We start from the raw sequence: 19,229 nt of genomic DNA, 5'->3' as shown, positions 1-19,229 counted from the left end.
ACACGCTTCTGGTCTTATTTTATTGTATAAAAAGGTTTTTGCATGAGCGATATCTCTGCACGTTTAGCCGGTGAGTTAAACGCACAGCAGCAACAGGTTGTTGCAGCTACAAAATTACTTGATGAAGGTGCAACTGTGCCTTTTATTGCTCGTTATAGAAAGGAAGTAACCGGTGGCTTAGATGACACCCAATTACGCCTTTTAGAACAGCGTTTATCATATTTACGTGAACTAGAAGAACGCCGCAGCTTTATTTTATCAACCATCGAATCTCAAAATAAATTAACAGCAGAGTTAAAGGCAGATATTAGTACTGCGCAAAGCAAAACTGAACTTGAAGATTTATATCTCCCGTATAAAGCGAAGCGCCGTACTAAAGGCCAAATAGCAATTGAGGCCGGATTAGAGCCACTTGCTGATGCACTGTTTAAAAATGCTAACCTTGATCCTGAACAACAAGCTGAACAATTTATAAATATCGAAAAAGGCTTTGCTGATATAAAGGCAGTGCTTGAAGGTGCTAAGTTTATTTTAATGGAGCGCTTTGCTGAAGACGCAAAACTACTTGCTAAATTTAGAAGCCACATTAGCCAAAATGGCGCAATTCAAAGTACCGTTATTAAAGGCCAAGAACAAGCTGGCACTAAATACCGTGATTACTTTGAACACCAAGAGCTTCTAAAAAAAGTACCTTCGCATCGCGCACTTGCAATGCTGAGAGCTCGAAATGAAGGTGTACTTCAGTTAAATGTTAACCCTGAGCCTAGTGCTGAAAATTCAGCGCAACTTTGTGCCAACATGATTGCTGAGCATTACCGTTTAGATATTAAATATAAAGCGGCAAGTCCTTGGTTATTAAACGTTGTGCAATGGGCGTGGAAAATTAAATTAGGGCTGCATTTAGAAAACGAATTTTTTGCAGCCATGCGCGAAAAAGCAGAAGCTGGTGCAATCGACGTATTTGCTAAAAACTTAAAAGATTTATTAATGGCTGCACCTGCAGGCCCTCGCACTACACTTGGCCTCGATCCTGGTTTACGTACAGGCTGTAAGATTGCCGTTGTTGATAGCACAGGTAAATTACTAGCTACACAAACTATTTTCCCTCATGCTCCACAAAATCATTGGGATAAATCGTTGCGTACGTTAGAGCAACTTTGTCGTCAGCATAAAGTTGAGCTAATTGCGATTGGTAACGGTACTGCATCACGCGAGTCAGATAAGTTAGTTGCTGAACTTATCAAAGCAAACAGCGAACTTAAACTTAGTAAAATTATGGTTAGCGAAGCGGGTGCATCGGTTTACTCAGCTTCTGAATTTGCAGCTAATGAATTTCCAGATTTAGATGTTTCTATACGAGGCGCTGTTTCTATTGCGCGCCGCCTACAAGATCCTCTTGCTGAACTTGTTAAAATTGAGCCAAAATCAATTGGTGTTGGCCAATACCAACACGATGTATCGCAAAGCCAATTAGGCCAAAGCCTTATCTCCGTTGTTGAAGACTGTGTAAACTCAGTAGGCGTAGATTTAAACATGGCATCGGTACCGCTACTTACACGCGTATCTGGTTTGAACAAAACATTAGCGCAAAATATCGTTAATTATCGCGATGCTAACGGCACATTTACTAAACGTAGTGAGCTTAAAAAAGTTGAGCGTTTAGGGCCAAAAGCATTTGAACAAGCGGCTGGTTTTTTACGTATTAACAATGGTAGCGATCCGCTAGATAACTCATCAGTTCACCCTGAAGCTTATCCTGTTGTTAAACGTATTTGTGAACGCAATAGCGTCGATGTCAGTAACCTAATCGGTAACAGCGACTTTTTAACTAAACTTGCTGCTAATGATTACACTGACGAAAAGTTTGGCTTACCAACCGTTACCGACATTATTACTGAGCTTGATAAACCAGGTCGAGATCCTCGTCCTGAATTTAAAACAGCTGAGTTTAAAGCCGGTGTTGAAAAAATTAGTGATTTAAAACCAGGTATGATTTTAGAAGGCGTGGTTTCAAACGTTGCTAATTTTGGTGCGTTTGTTGATGTAGGTGTTCACCAAGATGGTTTAGTACATATTTCCGCGATTACTAATAAATTCATATCAGATCCGCGCGAAGTTGTTAAAGCTGGTGATATTGTAAAAGTGAAAGTCGTAGAAGTCGATGCAGCGCGTAAACGTATAAGCTTTACTATGCGCTTAGATGACGACATTGACACAAGTAATAAGTCAGCAGCTCCAGCTACGCAAAAGCCACAAGCACGTGCTAATAATTCGCAACCTCGTGCTGCAAAGCCTAAACGTGACAACGGTAATGCGTTAATGGGTAATGCATTTGCCGATGCGTTCGCTAATGCTAAAGTGAAAAAATAATAGTTGTACAACTCGGGCGTGTTGACCTTTCGTGGTTGAATTTGCAGCAGTATGTTTGGTATTTGGGCAAGGCAGAGCCTATGTCGTGTGGTTACTCCCCATAAATAGGCGATAACGCAGCATAAATGCCAAACATGCGCTGCCCTTTGGGTTCTTTCTAGGGACGATTAACTCTTTGTTGCTCGGTTTTTACTTAGCCCGCTAGGTTACAAACCTCGCGCCGCGATTAAATAGCCCCTAGATCGAACAAATTTCAATCCACAAAGGTCAACACGCCCTAAACTAAAACGAAAAAAACCGCGTAAGCGGTTTTTTTGTGGTTATGTTTTGCTAGATTATTAACTTAACGCTGAAAAACTACTTTGGTTCGCTGGCGATGTCGCCATTTGATAAAAGTTAGCAATACGCCCTGCACGTGCCTCAACATTGGCATCACGTGTTTGCTCGTCACTTTTAGCTGTTTTTGTATCGCTGCTTTCATCGCTAGAGAATGAAGCTTCAAGTTTACTTTTTGCGTCTTCGTCATCTTCTTTTTCAGGTTGTGCAAGCTCAGCCTGAGCCGCTGCTAGCTTTTGCGTAGCATCTGCAGCAATAGAGCGATCAGCTCCCGAAGGCTCAGCAGGAGCTAATGCAGCAGCGCGCACCGTTTGCATTTTATCAATCGTCGCTTGTGGGTCGCCGGGTATTTCTGATACATCAATTTGTACTTCTCCGCCAACTGCGTAATTAGTACCATCGGGCCCGCGTTGATATTCATAACTTGGCGAACCTGCATGTTGTCCACCTACAGAGGCATGCGCTTGTTCGTGTATTCTGACTTCGGTATCTCGAGCCTTGAGCTCTTTAATTTGTAGCTGTTCTTGCTCTAATTGCAGCTCTTCTTGCTCTAATTCTTGTTGCTCACTTGCTTCGTTTTCTTGTTCAGAGCCTTCAGGGTTTTCTGAGTTTTCATCGCGTTGTTGAACTGATTTTTCGTCTGTTGTTTTTCCCGTTGCATCATATGTTACGCTATCACTTCCACCTGGCAACTTCGCTTTTTCAGCGTCACTTTGGGCTTTAGTTTCGGTATTACTTGCGCTACTTGATGCTGGTGCAGGAATGACTTCGCGTAGTTGGTTGTCACGTCGTGCAGTTTCCGTATAAACATTTGCAGTGTTTATATTGATAGATGGAAATGGCGTGACAATATTCATAATACTAAACTTTAATATCGATTAACGTGCCAAGTACATCATCGGCCGTTTGAATTGATTGCGTATTTGCCTTGGCATTAAACTCTTCAACTTTTAAGTTAACAAGCGCTTCATCAACACGGGCAGGTTGTGCTACAGGTGCAGTAATAGCTTCTTCAGGGCGTGCTGCCGTAAGCTGACGTTGCTGCGCTAACTGCGCGTCGTCTTGCTGTTCAATATTGGCACGATTAATCTCAGCACTGGCCTTTTCGATACCTTGGCTAGCACGATTAAATCCTTCAACACCGTTATTAAATACAGATCCGATTGGCATATTAAAACCTCCACCAAATTAACATTGCTTAATTATCGCTCAGGTTATGCACAAAATAAAGCTTTAAACTGCGCTATTTTCAGCTCAATTTTAAAGCATTGATTTAACGACAGATAAAAACTCTCTCTTATGAGAAATAAATGGGGCGTGCGATGCTTTATCAAGCACTTCATATTCAAACTCAGTATTTAGTGCTGATATTTCCGCAATCACTTTATAAGGTACAAGTGCATCTAAACGCCCGAATATACCTTTAATAGAGACCGGGCAACGAGTAAATAACTCACGCAAGTCTTCGTTTTTTAAAATATCCAAACCTGCCATAAGCGCTTCAGTATTTGGTGCGCTGTACTGATTTAGTAATAGTTTAAGTTGCTTTATATCATCCCTTGCCGACTCACTTCCCATCGCTTGAATTGCTAAAAATCGCTCTATCGTTTTTTCTCTATGATTAACTAGTTGGTCTTTAAATTGTTCTAATACTTTGGAATTAATACCAGGCCAATCTATTTGCTCTGCAAAAAATGGCGTTGATGCAACCAATATTATTTTTGACACTTTTTCAGGCCAATGCTTAGCAATATACAGTGCAAATAAGCCTCCTAATGACCAGCCCATTAAAATTGATTGTGGTTGTAGTTGTTCACTCAAAAGTGCGGCTGCATCATGGAGTGTATAAGGGCTTGGGCAAGCAATACTATTACCAAACCCAGGTAAGTCAAGGCTGCGTACATTCCCTGAATATAAAAATTCAAGCTCTGGCTGAACCAACTGCCATACCCCCTGATTCATTCCCCAACCATGTAATAACACTAACTCATTTTGCATATTTGCCTAACCTTTACCAAACTTAGGCTTATCATAACGTTTAAATAGGTGGTTGTAATGCACGGAGTGAATCAATGAAACAAGCCGTTTTAAATTGGTTATTTCCCTCTTATTGCGTGCAATGCCAAAGCCCGATTACAGCTAATTTAGGGTTGTGTGATTATTGCCTTGAAGATTTACCGTTATTTGATTTTAGTAAGCATACTAATTTACTGCACCGACCCGATATTGTTGAGATGTTTCCTAATTGCGAGTTTGATAAGTTATTTGCCTGCGCTTTTTATCAACCGCCCTTTGAGCATTGGCTTAAGCAACTTAAATTTAATAACCAAATTCATTATAAAAAGGCATTGCAGCAAGTCATTAAAAAACAGCTTGTACAACTGTTTGCTCAGAGCCAAAACTTACCTGATGCTTTTGTTATTTTACCACTGCATAAAAATCGTTTTTTGGACCGTGGATTTAATCAAGTCAGCCAAGTATGGTATCCATGTTTAACTAATTACTTACCATTGAGTAACGTACTTATTCGCGACAAAAAAACACAGGCTCAGTCAAAACTATCAAAAACAAAGCGTATTAAAAACTTAAAAAATGCCTTTATTTGTACAGAGGATATGCGCGGTAAAACCGTCGCTATTGTTGATGATGTAATGACAACGGGCGCTACATTAAATGCAGCGACTCATACATTAAAACAAGCTGGCGCTAAACAAGTATGGGCTTTTGTAACCTGTTTAACGCCAATTTAGTAATTAAAAAATACTACCCACCATTTGCGCGAAACGTGTGACCAAAAAATAAAGCATTGCTTAGCAGTCGACTAGTACCATACCAGTAACCTCTAAATACAGGATCGTCGGTCATACCAATCACAGTGCCTCGCCCGTATGAGTGCGCAATTAAGCCAGCACCACCAGCAACTTGCTCAACATTAACGGCATCAGTAAAACCTGCCAATAATGGTTTTTTAGTGTAGGTAAGTACATTTACGAACGGCGCATCGGAAGCTTCAAGTAACCATGTGCTGTTTTTAAATACCGGTAATGTATTACGATTAAGTGAAAAACTAAGTGGGTGAGTTAAATCTACATTGGTATTAAAAATGGCACCTGCAATGCGCTGACGTCCAGCTAAATGATCTTTGTCGCCATAACTTAAACCTGTCGTATTAAATGCGCTCGCTACATCTTGTCGTGATAGATAACTTGCTTTAAGTATTTGCTGATCAACTAAAAATTTAGCGCCGCCTTTATGACCCCAAATAACACCACCTTTTCTTACCCAGCTTTTAATTGCCACTTTATCAGTGTCAGATAAGCTATTGTAATTGCCATGAGCAAGTACAATATGGCTGTAATCACTTAGCTCAAGTGAGCTAAAGCGGTTCATTTCAACAATTGTTGGCGCTGCGCCAACAAAGCGATCTAGGTAATACCACACTTCGCCTACTTCGTACTGGCTCGCGCCCTGCCCACCAATAAGCAGTACCTTTGGCACACTAACAACGGCCATTGATCGTGAACCTAAATCAGCGCCTTTACTTGTTAAACCTGATGTAATTGGTTTAATTGCAATACCAAATTCACTTTGTGCTTTACTAAGCTGGGCAACCCAATCGATATTTGTTTGTAGGCCTGCTGGAATAATAATACTACCTGGTTCGAAGCTTACCTCCCCCGATGTTGATTTAGCAGTTAATGAGCTCAATGCAACGCGTGCTTTAATGCCTTGTTTAAGTAAAGTATTGAGCATTTTAGGGGCTAAATAATCGTCCCATGCAAAACCAAAGGCATAACCATTTTTTAAATCGGAAAAAGATGTTTTTACCGCTTTATTCCAAGCAGTATCTGCAACATCTAAACCCCAATTGCTTTTAACTTTTGCAAACGGTAAATTAAAAGCATGCGCTAGAGTCCAACCCGAAACATCATAGAATGTATTATCAGCAAAGTTTTTTTGCTCACTAAAAATAGCTTTTACTAAACGGTATTGCGGTTGAGCTAATGGCACAAAATAACTATGAGTACTAAAAATTTTTCCATTTTCTTTTAATGGTTTAGTAAGTGGGTAAGCGTTAATTTGATGCTGTTTTAGTAATTCTAAAAAGTGCTTAATACGGGTGTTGTCGCTCGCGCCTTCAACAACATAACCTTTAAAGCTCTCGTCACTGGCTAAATCAGCAGCCTGATTATAAAACTTCGCTTGGTAATCTAGTAACGCCTGGCGATTATCAATGGCTGCTTTAAAGGTTGATAAGCTCGTTAATAGCTGATTTTTAATAGTAAATGCAAAGCTTAAAGGCCCGTTTATAGTTTCTTGAATATGCCCACGAGAACTCGCTTGCTCGAATAAGATGCCTACACCACCATTTACATCCGGGTAGGTTGAGCCTTTTCCGTAATAAAAATCGTCAAAACTTTCTTCTGTAAAATAAAGTGCGTTATTTTCATCTAACGTTTTTGCATGATAGTTGGCAATCGCTTTCGTTAAAGTTACATTTTCATCTGGTGTTATTGGGTGTTTACGACTTGGGATACCTGGCTGAAAAAAATAACTGCTATTTGGTCCCATTTCATGAAAGTCAGTTAAAACATTTGGTTTCCACTGATGAAATTTGGCAATTCGCGCGCGCGATTCAGGATGTTGTAGTAACAACCAATCACGATTTAAATCAAACCAATAATGGTTAGTACGGCTACTTGGCCAATTTTCAACATGTTCACGGGTCTTAGGATCAGACGATAAATTCATACCTCGGTTACTGTTGGCCCAATTAGCAAAACGAGCAAGCCCATCAGGATTAAGTGAAGGGTCGAGTAAAATAACCGTGTTATTTAATAGCTCATCTATTTCAGCACCTTGAGCAGCTGCTAAATAATAGGCTACCAATAATGAAGCGTTGCTGCCCGATGATTCATTGCCGTGTACACTATAACCCATCCAGACAACAGCAGGTTGGTCTTTAGTTTTGTCACTGTTGTTACTTAAACGCGCCAAATGAGCTTGGCGAGTTTGCTCTATGTTTGGCAACTTGTTGGCGGCAGTAATTGTTAGCATCACAAGCGGGCGTTGCTCATGTGTACGGCCAATAATTTCAAAGTTTATGCGGTCACTTTTTTCGCAAGTACTTCCATATAGCGCACTAACTGGTCGTGTCTTACATGCCACTCCCCCACTTGATAACCTAGCACTGCTTCAGGGGTTGGAATGGTAGGGTCAAATTGAACATCTTGCTCAAAATAATAAGATAGTGGCTTTGCCATACTTGAAAAACTCAGTAGTACCACCATTATTGTTAACATGAACCGCATATAAATCACTCTAAAAATGTTTGTTAATTGCACGCTACCATTGCTTAAAATAGATGCCAACTTTTTACGCTCAACACTAGCCGCAACACGATGAGCGGAGTATGATATGCAGTATCCGAGTAATTTAGTCAGGTATAAAGCCGTTTTTATGATTTCTATTTCCGAAACAGCGCAAGCGCATTTTGCTAAACTATTAGCAGATCAATCACAACAAACCAATATTCGTGTTTTTGTTGTAAACCCTGGTTCATCACAAGCGGAATGTGGTGTGTCTTATTGTCCAGAAGACGCTGTTGAAGCCAGCGATATTCGTCTAAATTTCAATGGTTTTGATGCTGTTGTAGATGCAGAAAGTGCGCCATTTTTAGAAGAAGCCGAGATCGATTTTGTTACTGACAAAATGGGCACTCAATTAACGCTAAAAGCGCCGAATGCTAAAGCTCGTAAAATTGGTGATGATGCATCATTAAATGAACGCGTGCAGCACATGCTTGAAACTGAAGTAAACCCGCAACTAGCAAACCATGGCGGCCAAGTAAGTCTAGTAGAAATAACAGCTGCAGGCATTGCTATACTTCAGTTTGGTGGTGGTTGTAATGGTTGCTCTATGATCGATGTAACGCTAAAAGAAGGCATCGAGAAAGAAATGATCGCTAAATTTGAAGAAATCACCGGTGTTGCTGATATCACAGAGCACGAAGCGGGCGATCACTCTTACTATTAATTATTATAAATGCTAAAGCCACTAATCTATCGTTTAGGGAGTAACCCTAAACTTAGCTTAAAGCGCTTTTTTCGCGGCTTAGCACTATTTGTGCTAGCCGTGGTATTCATCTCCCTTGGGTATTACACTCATTACAGTTTGCAAATAATTGGCGTTGCAATTTTAGTCCCTGCACTGTTTTTTGCAGCTTGGGGTTATTGCGGGATTTTTGCTAACCGCTTTTCACAAGTCATTAAAGGCATTGGCCCAAAAAATCACGATCCCGATTTATGGAAATAAATAATCATCGCACTTAATCTAATAGCTTGTTATTTTCTTTAAGCCTTTGGTATTTAATAATCAAAGTCACGCCCCGCATTAACATAAAACAGCTCATAGCTAACCATAGTCCATTATTTTGTAATTCGTTAAATATCCAAAACACCCCAAAAAATCCAACTGTAGCCGAAAAAAGCATACTATTACGCATATCTTTTGCACGTGTTAAACCCACAAAAACACCATCAAATAAAAAACAACTCATAGCAAGTAATGGAAGTGCAATAACCCAAGGCAAATAAAGCGTCGCCTCATTAATAACCTCTGGCACATTGGTTAAAAGCATAATAATTTGAGCACCAAAAACGGCAAAAAACAGGCTATACAACAATCCAAACATCATTCCCCAAAATACACTGATTTTTACCCATAACTCGATATTACTTACACTTTTTGGCCTTTTGCTTGCCCTACTTTTGCCTCACTAGCATATGCAATACCATCTAAAGCAAAACTAACTAACATTAAAAAGTTAAGTAGCACGGCGTTAGCAGCGAGTGTCGTTTCGCCAATACGTGCACCATAAAATGTCATAAAGCTAAAACATAATTGCAGTATTAAAGAGCGAATAAAAATATCGCGATTCAAACTCAATAATTCAGCCATTTTGCTAATACTCAACCAATTCGGTACATTTAGCTCAATATCTTGTTTTTTAGCTAGTTTAACCACTAAAAAAGTGCAAAAATTAGTGCGGTATAGTCAGCAATAAGTGACGCCCATGCAGCACCAGCAACCGCCCAATCAAGGTAAACAACAAAGTAAATATCGAGTACTATATTGACTATGTTTGTTACTAATAATAAATAAAATGGCCCTCGCCCGTAATGTACACCAAGCATCCAACCCAGTAACACTAAATTACACAATGCTGCTGGAGCACTAAAAATGCGGATACTAAAATACTGATATGCTTGTGCGAGTACATCGCTATTAGCAGCAGATAAAAATGCAATAGCATGTTTTATCAAAGGAGATAAAGCGATAAGTAGTACAGCAACAAGACTTGCAAGTAATAAGCTACGTTTAAGTAAGGCGGCTAATTGAGTTAAATCATTTTCTCCGTAAGCCTGAGCGACCATGCCAGTCGTACTCATTCTTAAAAATCCCGCTAGCCAAAATAAAATAGAAATAACAGCAGAACCAAGCGCAATACCCGCTAAATAGTGAGCGCTCCCTAAGTGCCCAATGACAGCAGTATCAACAATTCCTAACAGTGGTACTGTGATATTTGATAGAATCATCGGACCGGCTAACAACAACAAGCTTTTATGGTGTGCTTTATTATGTATAAGAAATTGTTTCATTTAGTATTATTTTCTCTCATTAGTGTATCTCTACGCGTTCAAGCTGCTGTTATTTTACAATACCATCATGTTAGTGAAAGCCTTCCTGCCGTAACGAGTGTTAGCGCGAATACATTCACTAAACATTTAAGCTATTTGAAAGAGCATAACTTTAACGTTATTCCTCTTAATGAACTAATAAATGCACTTCAGCAAGGTAAAACATTACCTGAGAAAACCATCGCAATCACTTTTGATGACGGTTACAACAACAATTACGACGAAGCAGCGCCAATTTTAGAGAAATTTAATTATCCATATACTATTTTTGTAAATCCAAAATTAATTGATGAAGGCCAAAGTTATGTAATGGGCTGGGATAAACTCAAAGAGCTTAGCAAAAAGGGCGCGCTTATAAGCAACCACAGTGCTCAACATGATTATTTGCATATTAAACTTGATAACGAAACGGATGCCCAGTGGAAAATACGTATCAAACAAGATATTTTGTATTCACAACAACGTATAAAAGAAGAGGTTGGCCAAGACTACAAATATTTAGCCTACCCGTATGGTGAATTTAATAACGAATTACAAGCTCTTGTGACTGATCTTGGCTTTATAGGTATTGGTCAACACTCTGGGGCGGTGAATAAAAACTCAAACTTCAGTCGCTTGCCGCGTTTCCCAGCTTCTGGGTTTTACAGTAAACTAGATACGTTAATCACAAAACTAAATTCTCATGCTTTTAATATTACAAAGTTAACGTATCAAGATAGCGTGACAACACAAAACCCACCAACACTAACCATAGAGTTTGAAATGGGAGATTTTCATAAAACACAGTTTGCCTGCTATGTCTCAAATATTGGCCAAGCAAGCTTAAATTGGATAAGTAAAAATACGGTTGAAGTCACTTCTCCAAAAGAGCTAAATAATGGCCGTTCTCGCTTTAATTGCACTGCGCCTTCGATTAAAAACCCGAGTGACTATTATTGGTTCTCACAGCCGTGGGTTATTGAAAATAATTAAACTTTAATAGCCTGATTCAATAGCCGCTCAGTTACCTTATCCAACGCAACAACTTCGTTTGCTGCGTTTAACTCCACAGCAGCTTTTGGCATTCCCCAAACCACAGACGAAAATTCGTCCTGAGCTAGTGTGTACGCGCCACCTTCCCTTAAAGCGAGCAATCCTTTTGCGCCATCACTCCCCATTCCGGTTAACAACGCTGCCACAACATTCTTAGCGTTAATTTCTACTAATGAATTAAACAATACATCCACTGCTGGTTTATGCCGATTTACAGGCTCATTATCATCAAGTTCACAATATAAGTGTCCCCCATATTTTTTAATGGTTAAATGCAAACCACCAGGAGCAATATAAGCGCAACCTGCGACTAGCTTATCACCCTGCTCTGCTTCTTTAACACTAATGATACATGTACGATCCATCCTTAAAGCGAACGAAGTACTAAATACAGGGGGAATATGTTGAGTAATAACAATCGGCGGGCAATTAATAGGCATTTTTATTAATACTTCTTTTATCGCTTCAGTACCCCCGGTTGATGCGCCTATAGCAATAACTTTATTTAATAAAAACTGAGCATTGATAGGTAAAGGATCACTCGATGGTAACGCTTTTTTATAACTTCTAACTCTTGCACCAGCGGCTACTCGTACCTTTTGCTGAACTAAATACGCATATTGGCTTATTTTATCTTTTATATTAGCCGTTGGTTTAGCTATAAAATCAATCGCACCGAGCTCTAGTGCCTCTAATGTAATTGGTGAACCTTTTTGTGTTAATGTAGAAATCATCACTACAGGCATTGGCCTTAGGCGCATTAGATTTTTTAAAAAGCTAATACCGTCCATTTTTGGCATCTCTACATCCAATGTAAGTACATCAGGGTTAAGTTGTTTAATCATTTCTCGTGCTTTATATGGATCCTCAGCACTACCTACAACTGTAATATCTTCAGCTTGCTGTAAAACGTCAGTGAGTAATCGCCTAATTAAAGGAGAGTCATCTATTATGAGTACTTTAATCATAAACACACCTAAAACAGTTCAATATCCGTAACTACATCTTGTTTTTTAAGGCTTTGTAAATAACGAACTTCACGCTTCTCAATAGTATTGTTATGTAGGTTTTTCAACTTTTTCATATGAACTTTACCAGTGTGGGGATGAAAAAATATTTTCCTTGGCCAAGGGCCTCCCATATCATGCGCCACTAAATTAAGGGCTTCCTCTTGAACATAAGCGGTAGCAAAACTAATATTACCCAAACCGATATCAGTCATCGCGCTAATAATTTTCCCCCCACCAAACAGCTTAATTTTTAAGTTTCGACGTGAAGCTCCATTTTTTAGCACTTCGTTTATTAAATATTCCATAGCCCAGTTACCGTAACGACAACTTAAGCTATGTGCATTATTAAGCTCCACTCCTTTTTGAATTGGCAGCATAAAATGGTTCATCCCGCCAATTCCTAGTACTTCGTCATAAACGCAAGCCGCAATACACGAACCGAGTACTGTTGAGATAAGTTCATTGTTTTTTGACACATAGAACTCACCAGGGAGCACTTTGGCAACAACGCTCTGCCGACCTGAATCCCAATACCGCTTAATATGCTCAAAGCTAGGTAATACTGTTCTAAATTCCGCGTGCATTACTGCCCTTTTGATACATCGTTTTACCTAAGTTTTTATATTGAGAATGCTCTTTACCCATACTTTCTGAGTGACCTAAGAACAAATGCCCTTGCTCACTCAATATATTAGCGTAGCGTTCAAAAAGCTGATCTTTCGTTTCTTTATCAAAGTAAATAACTACATTACGACATAAAATAAGATCAAAAGGACCATTCATTGGCCACTCTTGTAATAAGTTTAAACGTTTAAACGCTATACATTCCTGCAATTTTGGCTTTACTTTATATGCCTCACCATCCTTACTTTTTAAAAACCAACGCTTGAGCTGCTGCTCACTGAGTCCATTAACATTTGCAGCGGTATACATGCCACTTTGCGCTTTTGCTAACACGTTTGAATCTAAATCTGTGGCTAAGATCTTCACATCCCAATCACTCGGAAATGCAGCATTTAATGTCATTGCTAAACTGTAAGGCTCCTCCCCAGTTGAGCAACCAGCAGACCAAAATCTCACGCGTTTGCTGTGCTTATTTGTTTTTAAAAGGACAGGGATAAGTTCAGATTTAATAAATTCAAAATGATGAATTTCACGGAAAAAAGATGTTAAGTTCGTTGTTATAGCATTAATAAAGGCATCGAACTCTTGATCTTTATTCTTTTTCAAGAAAGCTAAATATGATTTAAAATCAACAAGGTTTCGCTCTCTAATACGTCTTGCTAAACGCGAATAAACCATTTCTCGTTTATGTTCACCTAATACAATTCCGCATGCGTTATAAACAAGATCGGCAATCTCTTTAAAATCTCGGTCGGTAAATAAAAACTCTTTCATTATTCACTCTCAATCAAGCCAACAAGCAATGCCTCAATGTAATTACATAACAACGAGGCCGAGAAGGTGAGTTGTTAAAACTCTTCCCATTCATCTGCCGAGTCAACAAAATTATCTCCTCGCGTTTTACTGCGAATATAATTATTCTGCGGCCTTTGAGATAGCGCTGGCGTTCGCATCGTAGGTGAAATCATCGCTGTATCTTGCTGACCTAAAGAGAAAAAGTTGAGTAACCGCCGCATTTCATTTGCCTGCTCAGCCATAGACTCGCCAGCGGCAGAGGCTTGCTCTACTAAAGCAGCATTTTGTTGAGTCATTTCATCCATTTGTGAAATAGCTTTATTTACCTGTTCAATACCGGCGCTTTGCTCTTCGGATGCTTCTGTAATATCAGAAATCATTTGTGTGACTCGTTGTACTGAAACAACAATTTCTTTCAGTGTAGCGCCTGATTCATTAACTAATTGAGAACCATCAGCGACCTTACCTACACTGTCTCTTATTAATTCTTTAATTTCTTTAGCTGCGCCCGCTGAGCGCTGAGCTAAGTTACGAACTTCCCCTGCAACAACCGCAAAGCCTCGCCCTTGTTCACCAGCTCTAGCAGCCTCTACAGCAGCATTAAGCGCCAATAAATTGGTCTGAAATGCTATTTCGTCAATGACCCCAATAATGTCAGCAATTTTTTTGCTTGATTCATTAATCGCCGACATACTCGTGACAGCTCTGTTAACGACTTCGCCACCCTGTATTGCTTTTTCACAGGTTTCTTCTGCCAAATCATTTGCTACTTTTGCGTTATCAGCATTTTGGCGAACGGTACTGGTCATCTCTTCCATGCTTGATGCTGTTTCTTCAAGTGATGAGGCTTGCTCTTCTGTTCGCTGACTCAAATCAGCATTGCCTTGAGATATCTCTTCAGCGCCACTTGCAACTAAAGTAGCCGATGAATTTATCCGATTTATAACTTCGGTGAGCTTATCTGCTGTCGTATTTGCATCACGTTTGAGTTTATCAAATGAGCCTTTATATTCTTTCTCGATTCGTTTTGACAAATCACCATTTGCCATAGCATCAAGCATATCTCCAGTATCGGCGACAGCATCATCAACAATTTTAACTAAACTATTTAGCCCTTGAGCTAAACGTAAGAAAAATCCTTCTTTTCCATTTTCAATAACTCTTGTATCTAAATCGCCTTTACCTGCTGCACTAATGAGCGTCGCAATTTCTTTTTCTATAGCAACTTCAGCAGTCCTATCTTCCCATTCTACAATTGTGCCTAACTTTTTACCTTCTTGACTAATCCAAGGTGAAGCTATTAAGGTAAAAGTAACACCTGCTAAAAGTAATTCAGCTTTATGTGGTTTATCCAAATTTTTTAGTAACTCACGTTGGTGCGCAGGGTGCTTATGAAAGTCATCAACGCAGGTACCTATAAGATTATCTACAGAAAAGTTTGGTAATACTGTTTGCAGTTCTTTTTCTCGTATTTTAAGCATTTTTTGAACGCAATCGTTCACAAAAATAATATTAAGCTCTTCATCGGCAATCATTACATTTGCCTGGCAAACTTTTAGGGCATTAGCTAAATCGGCTGCCTTTCTAGAAGCTTTTTCAAGCTCTTTTTGCGCTGTAATATTTGTAGCGTACTTAATAACCTTAAAAGGCTTACCATTCATATCATAGATTGGGTTATAAGAGGCTTGTATCCAAATTTCTTGGCCTTGCTTTCCTATTCGTAAATACTCACCTGAATCAAACTCACCTCGACCAAGTTTAGTCCAAAACTCTTTGTATTCATTGCTATTTGCATATTCCGGTGCGACAAATAATCTATGATGCTGACCTTTAATTTCATCAAGCTGATAACCAAGAGCATTTAAAAAATTATCATTAGCGCTAATAATACTGCCATCTAAACTAAATTCGATAACCGCTTGGGATTTACTAATTGCACTAATTTGTCCGGCAGCATTTGCCGATACCAACTTTTGATCTGTGATATCTGTAGCAAGTTTAACGACTTTGAGTACTTGGCCCTCAGAGTTAATAATTGGATTGTAAGTAGCCTGAATCCAGACCTCTTTACCACTTTTAGCAAAACGCTTAAATTCATCGGAAATAAACTCGCCATTGCGAAGACGCTGCCAAAAATTTTTGTAGTCATTACTTTTAGCATCATCATAATCTACAAATAAAGAATGGTGTTGTCCTTGTACGTCTTCTAATTGGTATTCCATTACGCTAAGAAAGTTAGCATTTGCGGTAATTATTATTCCGCTTGGCTCAAACTCAATCACAGCTAATGACTTATTTAATGCGCTTACAATTAAATCATTACTTGATTCTGACTGTTTTGGATTACTAAACCATCCCATGCCCATCACCACCTTTAAGTTTATTTTTTATTACTTTATTTAGTTATTTTATAAACTAAATATTCATTGTTTTTTGTAAGTCGATCAACGCCACCATTTTATCGCCCACATTGACCAACCCAGCAACGTACTCACAATTATTTGATTCAGATAAACTAGGAACAGCTTTAGCATCTTGCTCTACAATACTGTAAACATCAGAGACTGCATCTACTGCAATACCTATAATTTTACTGCCCTGTTCAAACTCTATTTTTATAACAATAACCACTGTCAATGGTCCATAATCAGTACTTGGTAAGCCAAACCGTAAACGTAAATCAATAATTGGCACAATTGTGCCCCGCAAGTTAATTACGCCTTTCACAAACTCAGGTGCGTTAGGTAGTACTGTAATTTCCTCCCAGCTACGAATTTCTTGTACTGTTAGAATATCAACGCCGTACTCTTCATCAGCCATAATAAAAGTTAAAAATTGCTTCACTCCTTGTTGCTGCTGAAGGTTTAATTGGTTACTGAGCTGGCTTTGCTCTGAGTTCATAACGCCTCCAAAGTGGCTTGCGTTTCAATGGTTAGTTCTTGACTGCCTGGTTTTTTTAAACCTGAGAGCTTTATTAAGCCACTAATATCCACAATCAGCGATACGCGCCCATCTCCTAAAATAGTAGCACCCGATACGCCATCAACTTTGTGATAGTTAGCTTCTAAACTTTTAATCACAACCTGTTGCTGAGACAATAAATCATCAACTAAAAGTCCTACTTTTTGGTTATCAGTTTCAACTACTACGAGTAATGTTTTATCTAAAGACTCAATCGCATTTTGATGATTAAAAATAGCGTATAGACGTAAAATAGGAATATATTCATCTCGAAGTCTGAGTACATCAAGGTCTTTACCCACTCGACTTACTTTTGTGATATCAATTTGTAATGACTCAACAATCGAAATGAGCGGTATAATATAGGTATGTTGAGCGACTTTAACGAGCTGACCATCTAAAATAGCTAACGTAAGCGGTAATCGAATTGTGAATGTTGAACCAATACCAGGGGCCGATGTTACTTCAACTGAACCATTTAAAGATTGAATGTTACGCTTAACAACATCCATGCCTACACCTCGACCCGATAGCTCACTCACTTCATCCATAGTAGAGAAGCCAGGCATAAAAATTAGTTCATTGATTTCATCGTCCGTTAAATTACTATCGGCTGTAATTAACTCATTTGCGATTGCTTTTTCTTTAATTTTTTTGGTATTAAGGCCTTGACCATCATCCATTATCTCAATAACAATATTACCGCCTTGATGAAATGCATTTAACGTGACAATTCCCACTGGATTTTTCCTGCAAGCACTCTTTGATCTACGGTTTCTAACCCATGATCAAGTGAGTTTCTAAGCAAGTGCACCATAGGATCTGAAATTTTTTCCATCACGGTTTTATCAAGTTCGGTTTGCTCACCAATCAACTTAAGCTCGACTTGCTTATTTAGCTTTTGTGCTATGTCGCGTACCAATCGAGGAAAGCGACTAAATACAAAATTAATTGGTAACATACGAATACGCATTACGTTTTCTTGTAAGTCACGTGTATTGTGTGCAAGTTGCGCTAAACCCTCTTTCAACGAAGTAATCGTCGTTGATGTTATTTCCTGCTCACTTAGCTGATTCAGCATAGCTTGAGTAATTACCAGTTCACCAACCATGTTTATTAATGAGTCAACCTTATCAATGCCAACACGGATTGAGGTTGACTCTGGCGCACTAGCGACTTTTTTATCTTTATTGCTACTTGGTTTTGATTTGGCGGGTAAGGTTGTTATTTTTTCTAATTTTTCAGGTTGATCTGAGAGAGCTAAATCATGGTTATGATCTGAAATACTAGCTGGTTGTTCATCATCAAATGATCTTACACATAATTCAACTGTAATATCTGCATCATCTTCTACCCATTCAAAGACTTCTTTTATCGCCTTTTCGTCATGGCTTGTATTTAAAAAAAGCGCCAGTGTAAAAAACATTCATCGTAACTTAACTCCGTAATATCAGGCACTGAATCATAAAAAACGGTTGTTTTTAATTCACCTAACTCAGCAAGTTCACTGATCATGTACAGCGGCTCATTTCCTGTTTTAAATAAGTGATGATGAGGCTTAAAGTTAATTTGATATGTGTTACTAGTCGATAGCACAGCTTCGTTTTGTGGCTTACTCTCCAATACGTTGTCTTTTTTCTCTAACACATGTTCAAATTGCATCCGCAAAGCATTAGCTTCAGTTAAATCAGACGCTTGATCTGCTTGAAGCGCGGCAAGTAAACCTCGCAAGCAATCAACTGCTTTGAGTAATAAATTAACGTGTTCAGTGCTAAGTTCTCGCTCTCCTTGGCGGATCTGGTCTAATAGTGTTTCAAGTACATGGGTAAAATCAGCAACAGAACTAAAACCAAAAGTACCACTTCCCCCTTTAATTGAGTGAGCAGCTCTAAAAATAGTGTTGATAGTTTCTAAGTCTTCCTCACCTGGCACTAAGTTTAAAAGCTCAGCCTCCATAGTATCTAGGCCTTCAAAACTCTCTTCAAAGAAAACTTCAAAAAATTGACTCAAATCTATACTCACACAATACTCCTTCGCTAGCGAATAACCTTTTTAATAACGGCTAATAGCTGTTCTGGGTTAAACGGTTTAACTATCCAACCTGTTGCGCCAGCGGCTTTACCTTCTACTTTTTTTCTAAGCCCGACTCTGTAGTGAGCATAAGTAATGGTGTAAATTTATAATTAGGTAAGCCTCGCAGCTCTCTAATCAACGTAATACCATCCATTATTGGCATGTTTACATCCGAAATTACGACATCAAAATCTTGTTGTTTAGCGATAGCTAATGCTTCACTTCCATCTTTTGCTTCAATTACATCAAACCCTGCTGTTTTTAGAGTAAAACTTACCATTTGACGCATTGATGCTGAGTCATCAACCGCTAAAATTTTTTTCATATG

13 protein-coding genes and 4 pseudogenes are annotated in these 19,229 nt (G+C 38.9%); 5 read left to right on the top strand and 12 right to left on the bottom strand.

The window, feature by feature from the left end:
• Positions 1–42: 42 nt before the first annotated feature.
• Positions 43–2,370: a Tex family protein gene (locus tag P4S65_RS05425; RefSeq protein ID WP_096792266.1), complete on the top strand. Its 2,328-nt coding sequence runs from the start codon at positions 43–45 to the stop codon at positions 2,368–2,370.
• 338 nt (positions 2,371–2,708) lie between these two features.
• On the opposite strand, the gene P4S65_RS05420 is transcribed toward P4S65_RS05425, so the two are convergent.
• The 3 genes from P4S65_RS05420 to bioH all read right to left on the bottom strand — a co-directional run bounded on the left by P4S65_RS05420 (position 2,709) and on the right by bioH (position 4,704).
• Positions 2,709–3,563, bottom strand: coding sequence for a putative metalloprotease CJM1_0395 family protein (locus P4S65_RS05420; RefSeq protein ID WP_337119716.1), 855 nt, complete (start codon positions 3,561–3,563; stop codon positions 2,709–2,711).
• A 4-nt stretch (positions 3,564–3,567) separates the two neighbouring features.
• Complete coding sequence (locus tag P4S65_RS05415) at positions 3,568–3,876, bottom strand: hypothetical protein (protein ID WP_007376419.1); 309 nt, start codon at positions 3,874–3,876, stop codon at positions 3,568–3,570.
• A gap of 90 nt (positions 3,877–3,966) precedes the next feature.
• Entirely contained in the window at positions 3,967–4,704 is a 738-nt protein-coding gene (gene bioH, locus P4S65_RS05410; protein ID WP_096792264.1) for a pimeloyl-ACP methyl ester esterase BioH, read from the bottom strand.
• A gap of 74 nt (positions 4,705–4,778) precedes the next feature.
• Here bioH and P4S65_RS05405 point away from each other — a divergent pair, with 74 nt between their 5' ends.
• Positions 4,779–5,456 (top strand): ComF family protein, encoded by a 678-nt coding sequence (locus P4S65_RS05405; protein WP_337119715.1) that lies wholly within the window; start codon positions 4,779–4,781, stop codon positions 5,454–5,456.
• A 13-nt stretch (positions 5,457–5,469) separates the two neighbouring features.
• Here P4S65_RS05405 and P4S65_RS05400 read toward each other — a convergent pair.
• Positions 5,470–8,018: pseudogene (locus P4S65_RS05400) on the bottom strand (M14 metallopeptidase family protein).
• A 148-nt stretch (positions 8,019–8,166) separates the two neighbouring features.
• On the opposite strand from P4S65_RS05400, the gene nfuA reads away from it, so the two are divergent.
• Together nfuA and P4S65_RS05390 are read left to right on the top strand one after the other, a co-directional pair.
• Positions 8,167–8,742 carry a Fe-S biogenesis protein NfuA gene (gene nfuA, locus P4S65_RS05395; protein WP_002959571.1) on the top strand — a complete coding sequence of 192 codons (576 nt, stop codon included), beginning with the start codon at positions 8,167–8,169 and terminating at the stop codon, positions 8,740–8,742.
• A gap of 9 nt (positions 8,743–8,751) precedes the next feature.
• Complete coding sequence (locus P4S65_RS05390; protein WP_007376414.1) at positions 8,752–9,021, top strand: hypothetical protein; 270 nt, start codon at positions 8,752–8,754, stop codon at positions 9,019–9,021.
• Positions 9,022–9,034: 13 nt separating this feature from the next.
• Here the strand turns inward: P4S65_RS05390 and P4S65_RS05385 are convergent.
• Positions 9,035–10,304: pseudogene (locus P4S65_RS05385) on the bottom strand (MATE family efflux transporter).
• Between the two features lie 42 nt (positions 10,305–10,346).
• Between P4S65_RS05385 and P4S65_RS05380 the strand changes: the two are divergent.
• A complete protein-coding gene (locus P4S65_RS05380) occupies positions 10,347–11,378 on the top strand; it encodes a polysaccharide deacetylase family protein (RefSeq protein ID WP_337119714.1) in 1,032 nt (343 codons plus the stop codon).
• Here the strand turns inward: P4S65_RS05380 and P4S65_RS05375 are convergent.
• From P4S65_RS05375 to P4S65_RS05345, 7 genes and pseudogenes are all read right to left on the bottom strand, one after another.
• On the bottom strand, positions 11,375–12,406 hold the full coding sequence (locus tag P4S65_RS05375; RefSeq protein WP_033030244.1) for a protein-glutamate methylesterase/protein-glutamine glutaminase: 1,032 nt from the start codon (positions 12,404–12,406) through the stop codon (positions 11,375–11,377). The genes P4S65_RS05380 and P4S65_RS05375 overlap by 4 nt on opposite strands.
• An 8-nt stretch (positions 12,407–12,414) precedes the next feature.
• On the bottom strand, positions 12,415–13,032 hold the full coding sequence (gene cheD / locus P4S65_RS05370; RefSeq protein ID WP_007376410.1) for a chemoreceptor glutamine deamidase CheD: 618 nt from the start codon (positions 13,030–13,032) through the stop codon (positions 12,415–12,417).
• Complete coding sequence (locus P4S65_RS05365) at positions 13,016–13,846, bottom strand: CheR family methyltransferase (protein WP_007376409.1); 831 nt, start codon at positions 13,844–13,846, stop codon at positions 13,016–13,018. The genes cheD and P4S65_RS05365 overlap by 17 nt, the downstream gene beginning before the upstream one ends.
• Before the next feature lie 74 nt (positions 13,847–13,920).
• The gene (locus P4S65_RS05360) at positions 13,921–16,227 is read right to left on the bottom strand and encodes a methyl-accepting chemotaxis protein (RefSeq protein WP_033016339.1); all 2,307 of its coding nucleotides are present in this window, start codon (positions 16,225–16,227) and stop codon (positions 13,921–13,923) included.
• A gap of 55 nt (positions 16,228–16,282) precedes the next feature.
• Positions 16,283–16,768, bottom strand: a complete 486-nt coding sequence (locus P4S65_RS05355; RefSeq protein ID WP_007376407.1) for a chemotaxis protein CheW — start codon at positions 16,766–16,768, stop codon at positions 16,283–16,285.
• Positions 16,765–18,850, bottom strand: a pseudogene (locus tag P4S65_RS05350) (chemotaxis protein CheA). Before P4S65_RS05350 ends, P4S65_RS05355 begins: the two are co-directional and overlap by 4 nt.
• A gap of 14 nt (positions 18,851–18,864) precedes the next feature.
• Positions 18,865–19,226: pseudogene (locus P4S65_RS05345) on the bottom strand (response regulator).
• Between the last annotated feature and the right edge of the window lie 3 nt (positions 19,227–19,229).

It is taken from the genome of Pseudoalteromonas sp. B131b (assembly GCF_037162545.1).
Taxonomy (GTDB): Bacteria; Pseudomonadota; Gammaproteobacteria; order Enterobacterales; family Alteromonadaceae; genus Pseudoalteromonas; species Pseudoalteromonas fuliginea.
The sequence above is the reverse complement of the archived record's forward strand: the minus strand, read 5'-3'. Positions and strand labels throughout refer to the sequence as shown.

What these genes read in the sequence shown, in the direction of transcription:
- P4S65_RS05425 (WP_096792266.1), top strand. Translation starts at nt 43, where the DNA reads ATGAGCGATATCTCTGCACGTTTAGCCGGTGAGTTAAACGCACAGCAG.
- P4S65_RS05380 (WP_337119714.1), top strand. Translation starts at nt 10,347, where the DNA reads ATGTATAAGAAATTGTTTCATTTAGTATTATTTTCTCTCATTAGTGTA.
- nfuA (WP_002959571.1), top strand. Translation starts at nt 8,167, where the DNA reads ATGATTTCTATTTCCGAAACAGCGCAAGCGCATTTTGCTAAACTATTA.
- P4S65_RS05355 (WP_007376407.1), bottom strand. Translation starts at nt 16,768, where the DNA reads ATGAACTCAGAGCAAAGCCAGCTCAGTAACCAATTAAACCTTCAGCAG.
- P4S65_RS05420 (WP_337119716.1), bottom strand. Translation starts at nt 3,563, where the DNA reads ATGAATATTGTCACGCCATTTCCATCTATCAATATAAACACTGCAAAT.
- P4S65_RS05365 (WP_007376409.1), bottom strand. Translation starts at nt 13,846, where the DNA reads ATGAAAGAGTTTTTATTTACCGACCGAGATTTTAAAGAGATTGCCGAT.
- P4S65_RS05415 (WP_007376419.1), bottom strand. Translation starts at nt 3,876, where the DNA reads ATGCCAATCGGATCTGTATTTAATAACGGTGTTGAAGGATTTAATCGT.
- P4S65_RS05390 (WP_007376414.1), top strand. Translation starts at nt 8,752, where the DNA reads ATGCTAAAGCCACTAATCTATCGTTTAGGGAGTAACCCTAAACTTAGC.
- P4S65_RS05360 (WP_033016339.1), bottom strand. Translation starts at nt 16,227, where the DNA reads ATGGGATGGTTTAGTAATCCAAAACAGTCAGAATCAAGTAATGATTTA.
- P4S65_RS05375 (WP_033030244.1), bottom strand. Translation starts at nt 12,406, where the DNA reads ATGATTAAAGTACTCATAATAGATGACTCTCCTTTAATTAGGCGATTA.
- cheD (WP_007376410.1), bottom strand. Translation starts at nt 13,032, where the DNA reads ATGCACGCGGAATTTAGAACAGTATTACCTAGCTTTGAGCATATTAAG.
- bioH (WP_096792264.1), bottom strand. Translation starts at nt 4,704, where the DNA reads ATGCAAAATGAGTTAGTGTTATTACATGGTTGGGGAATGAATCAGGGG.
- P4S65_RS05405 (WP_337119715.1), top strand. Translation starts at nt 4,779, where the DNA reads ATGAAACAAGCCGTTTTAAATTGGTTATTTCCCTCTTATTGCGTGCAA.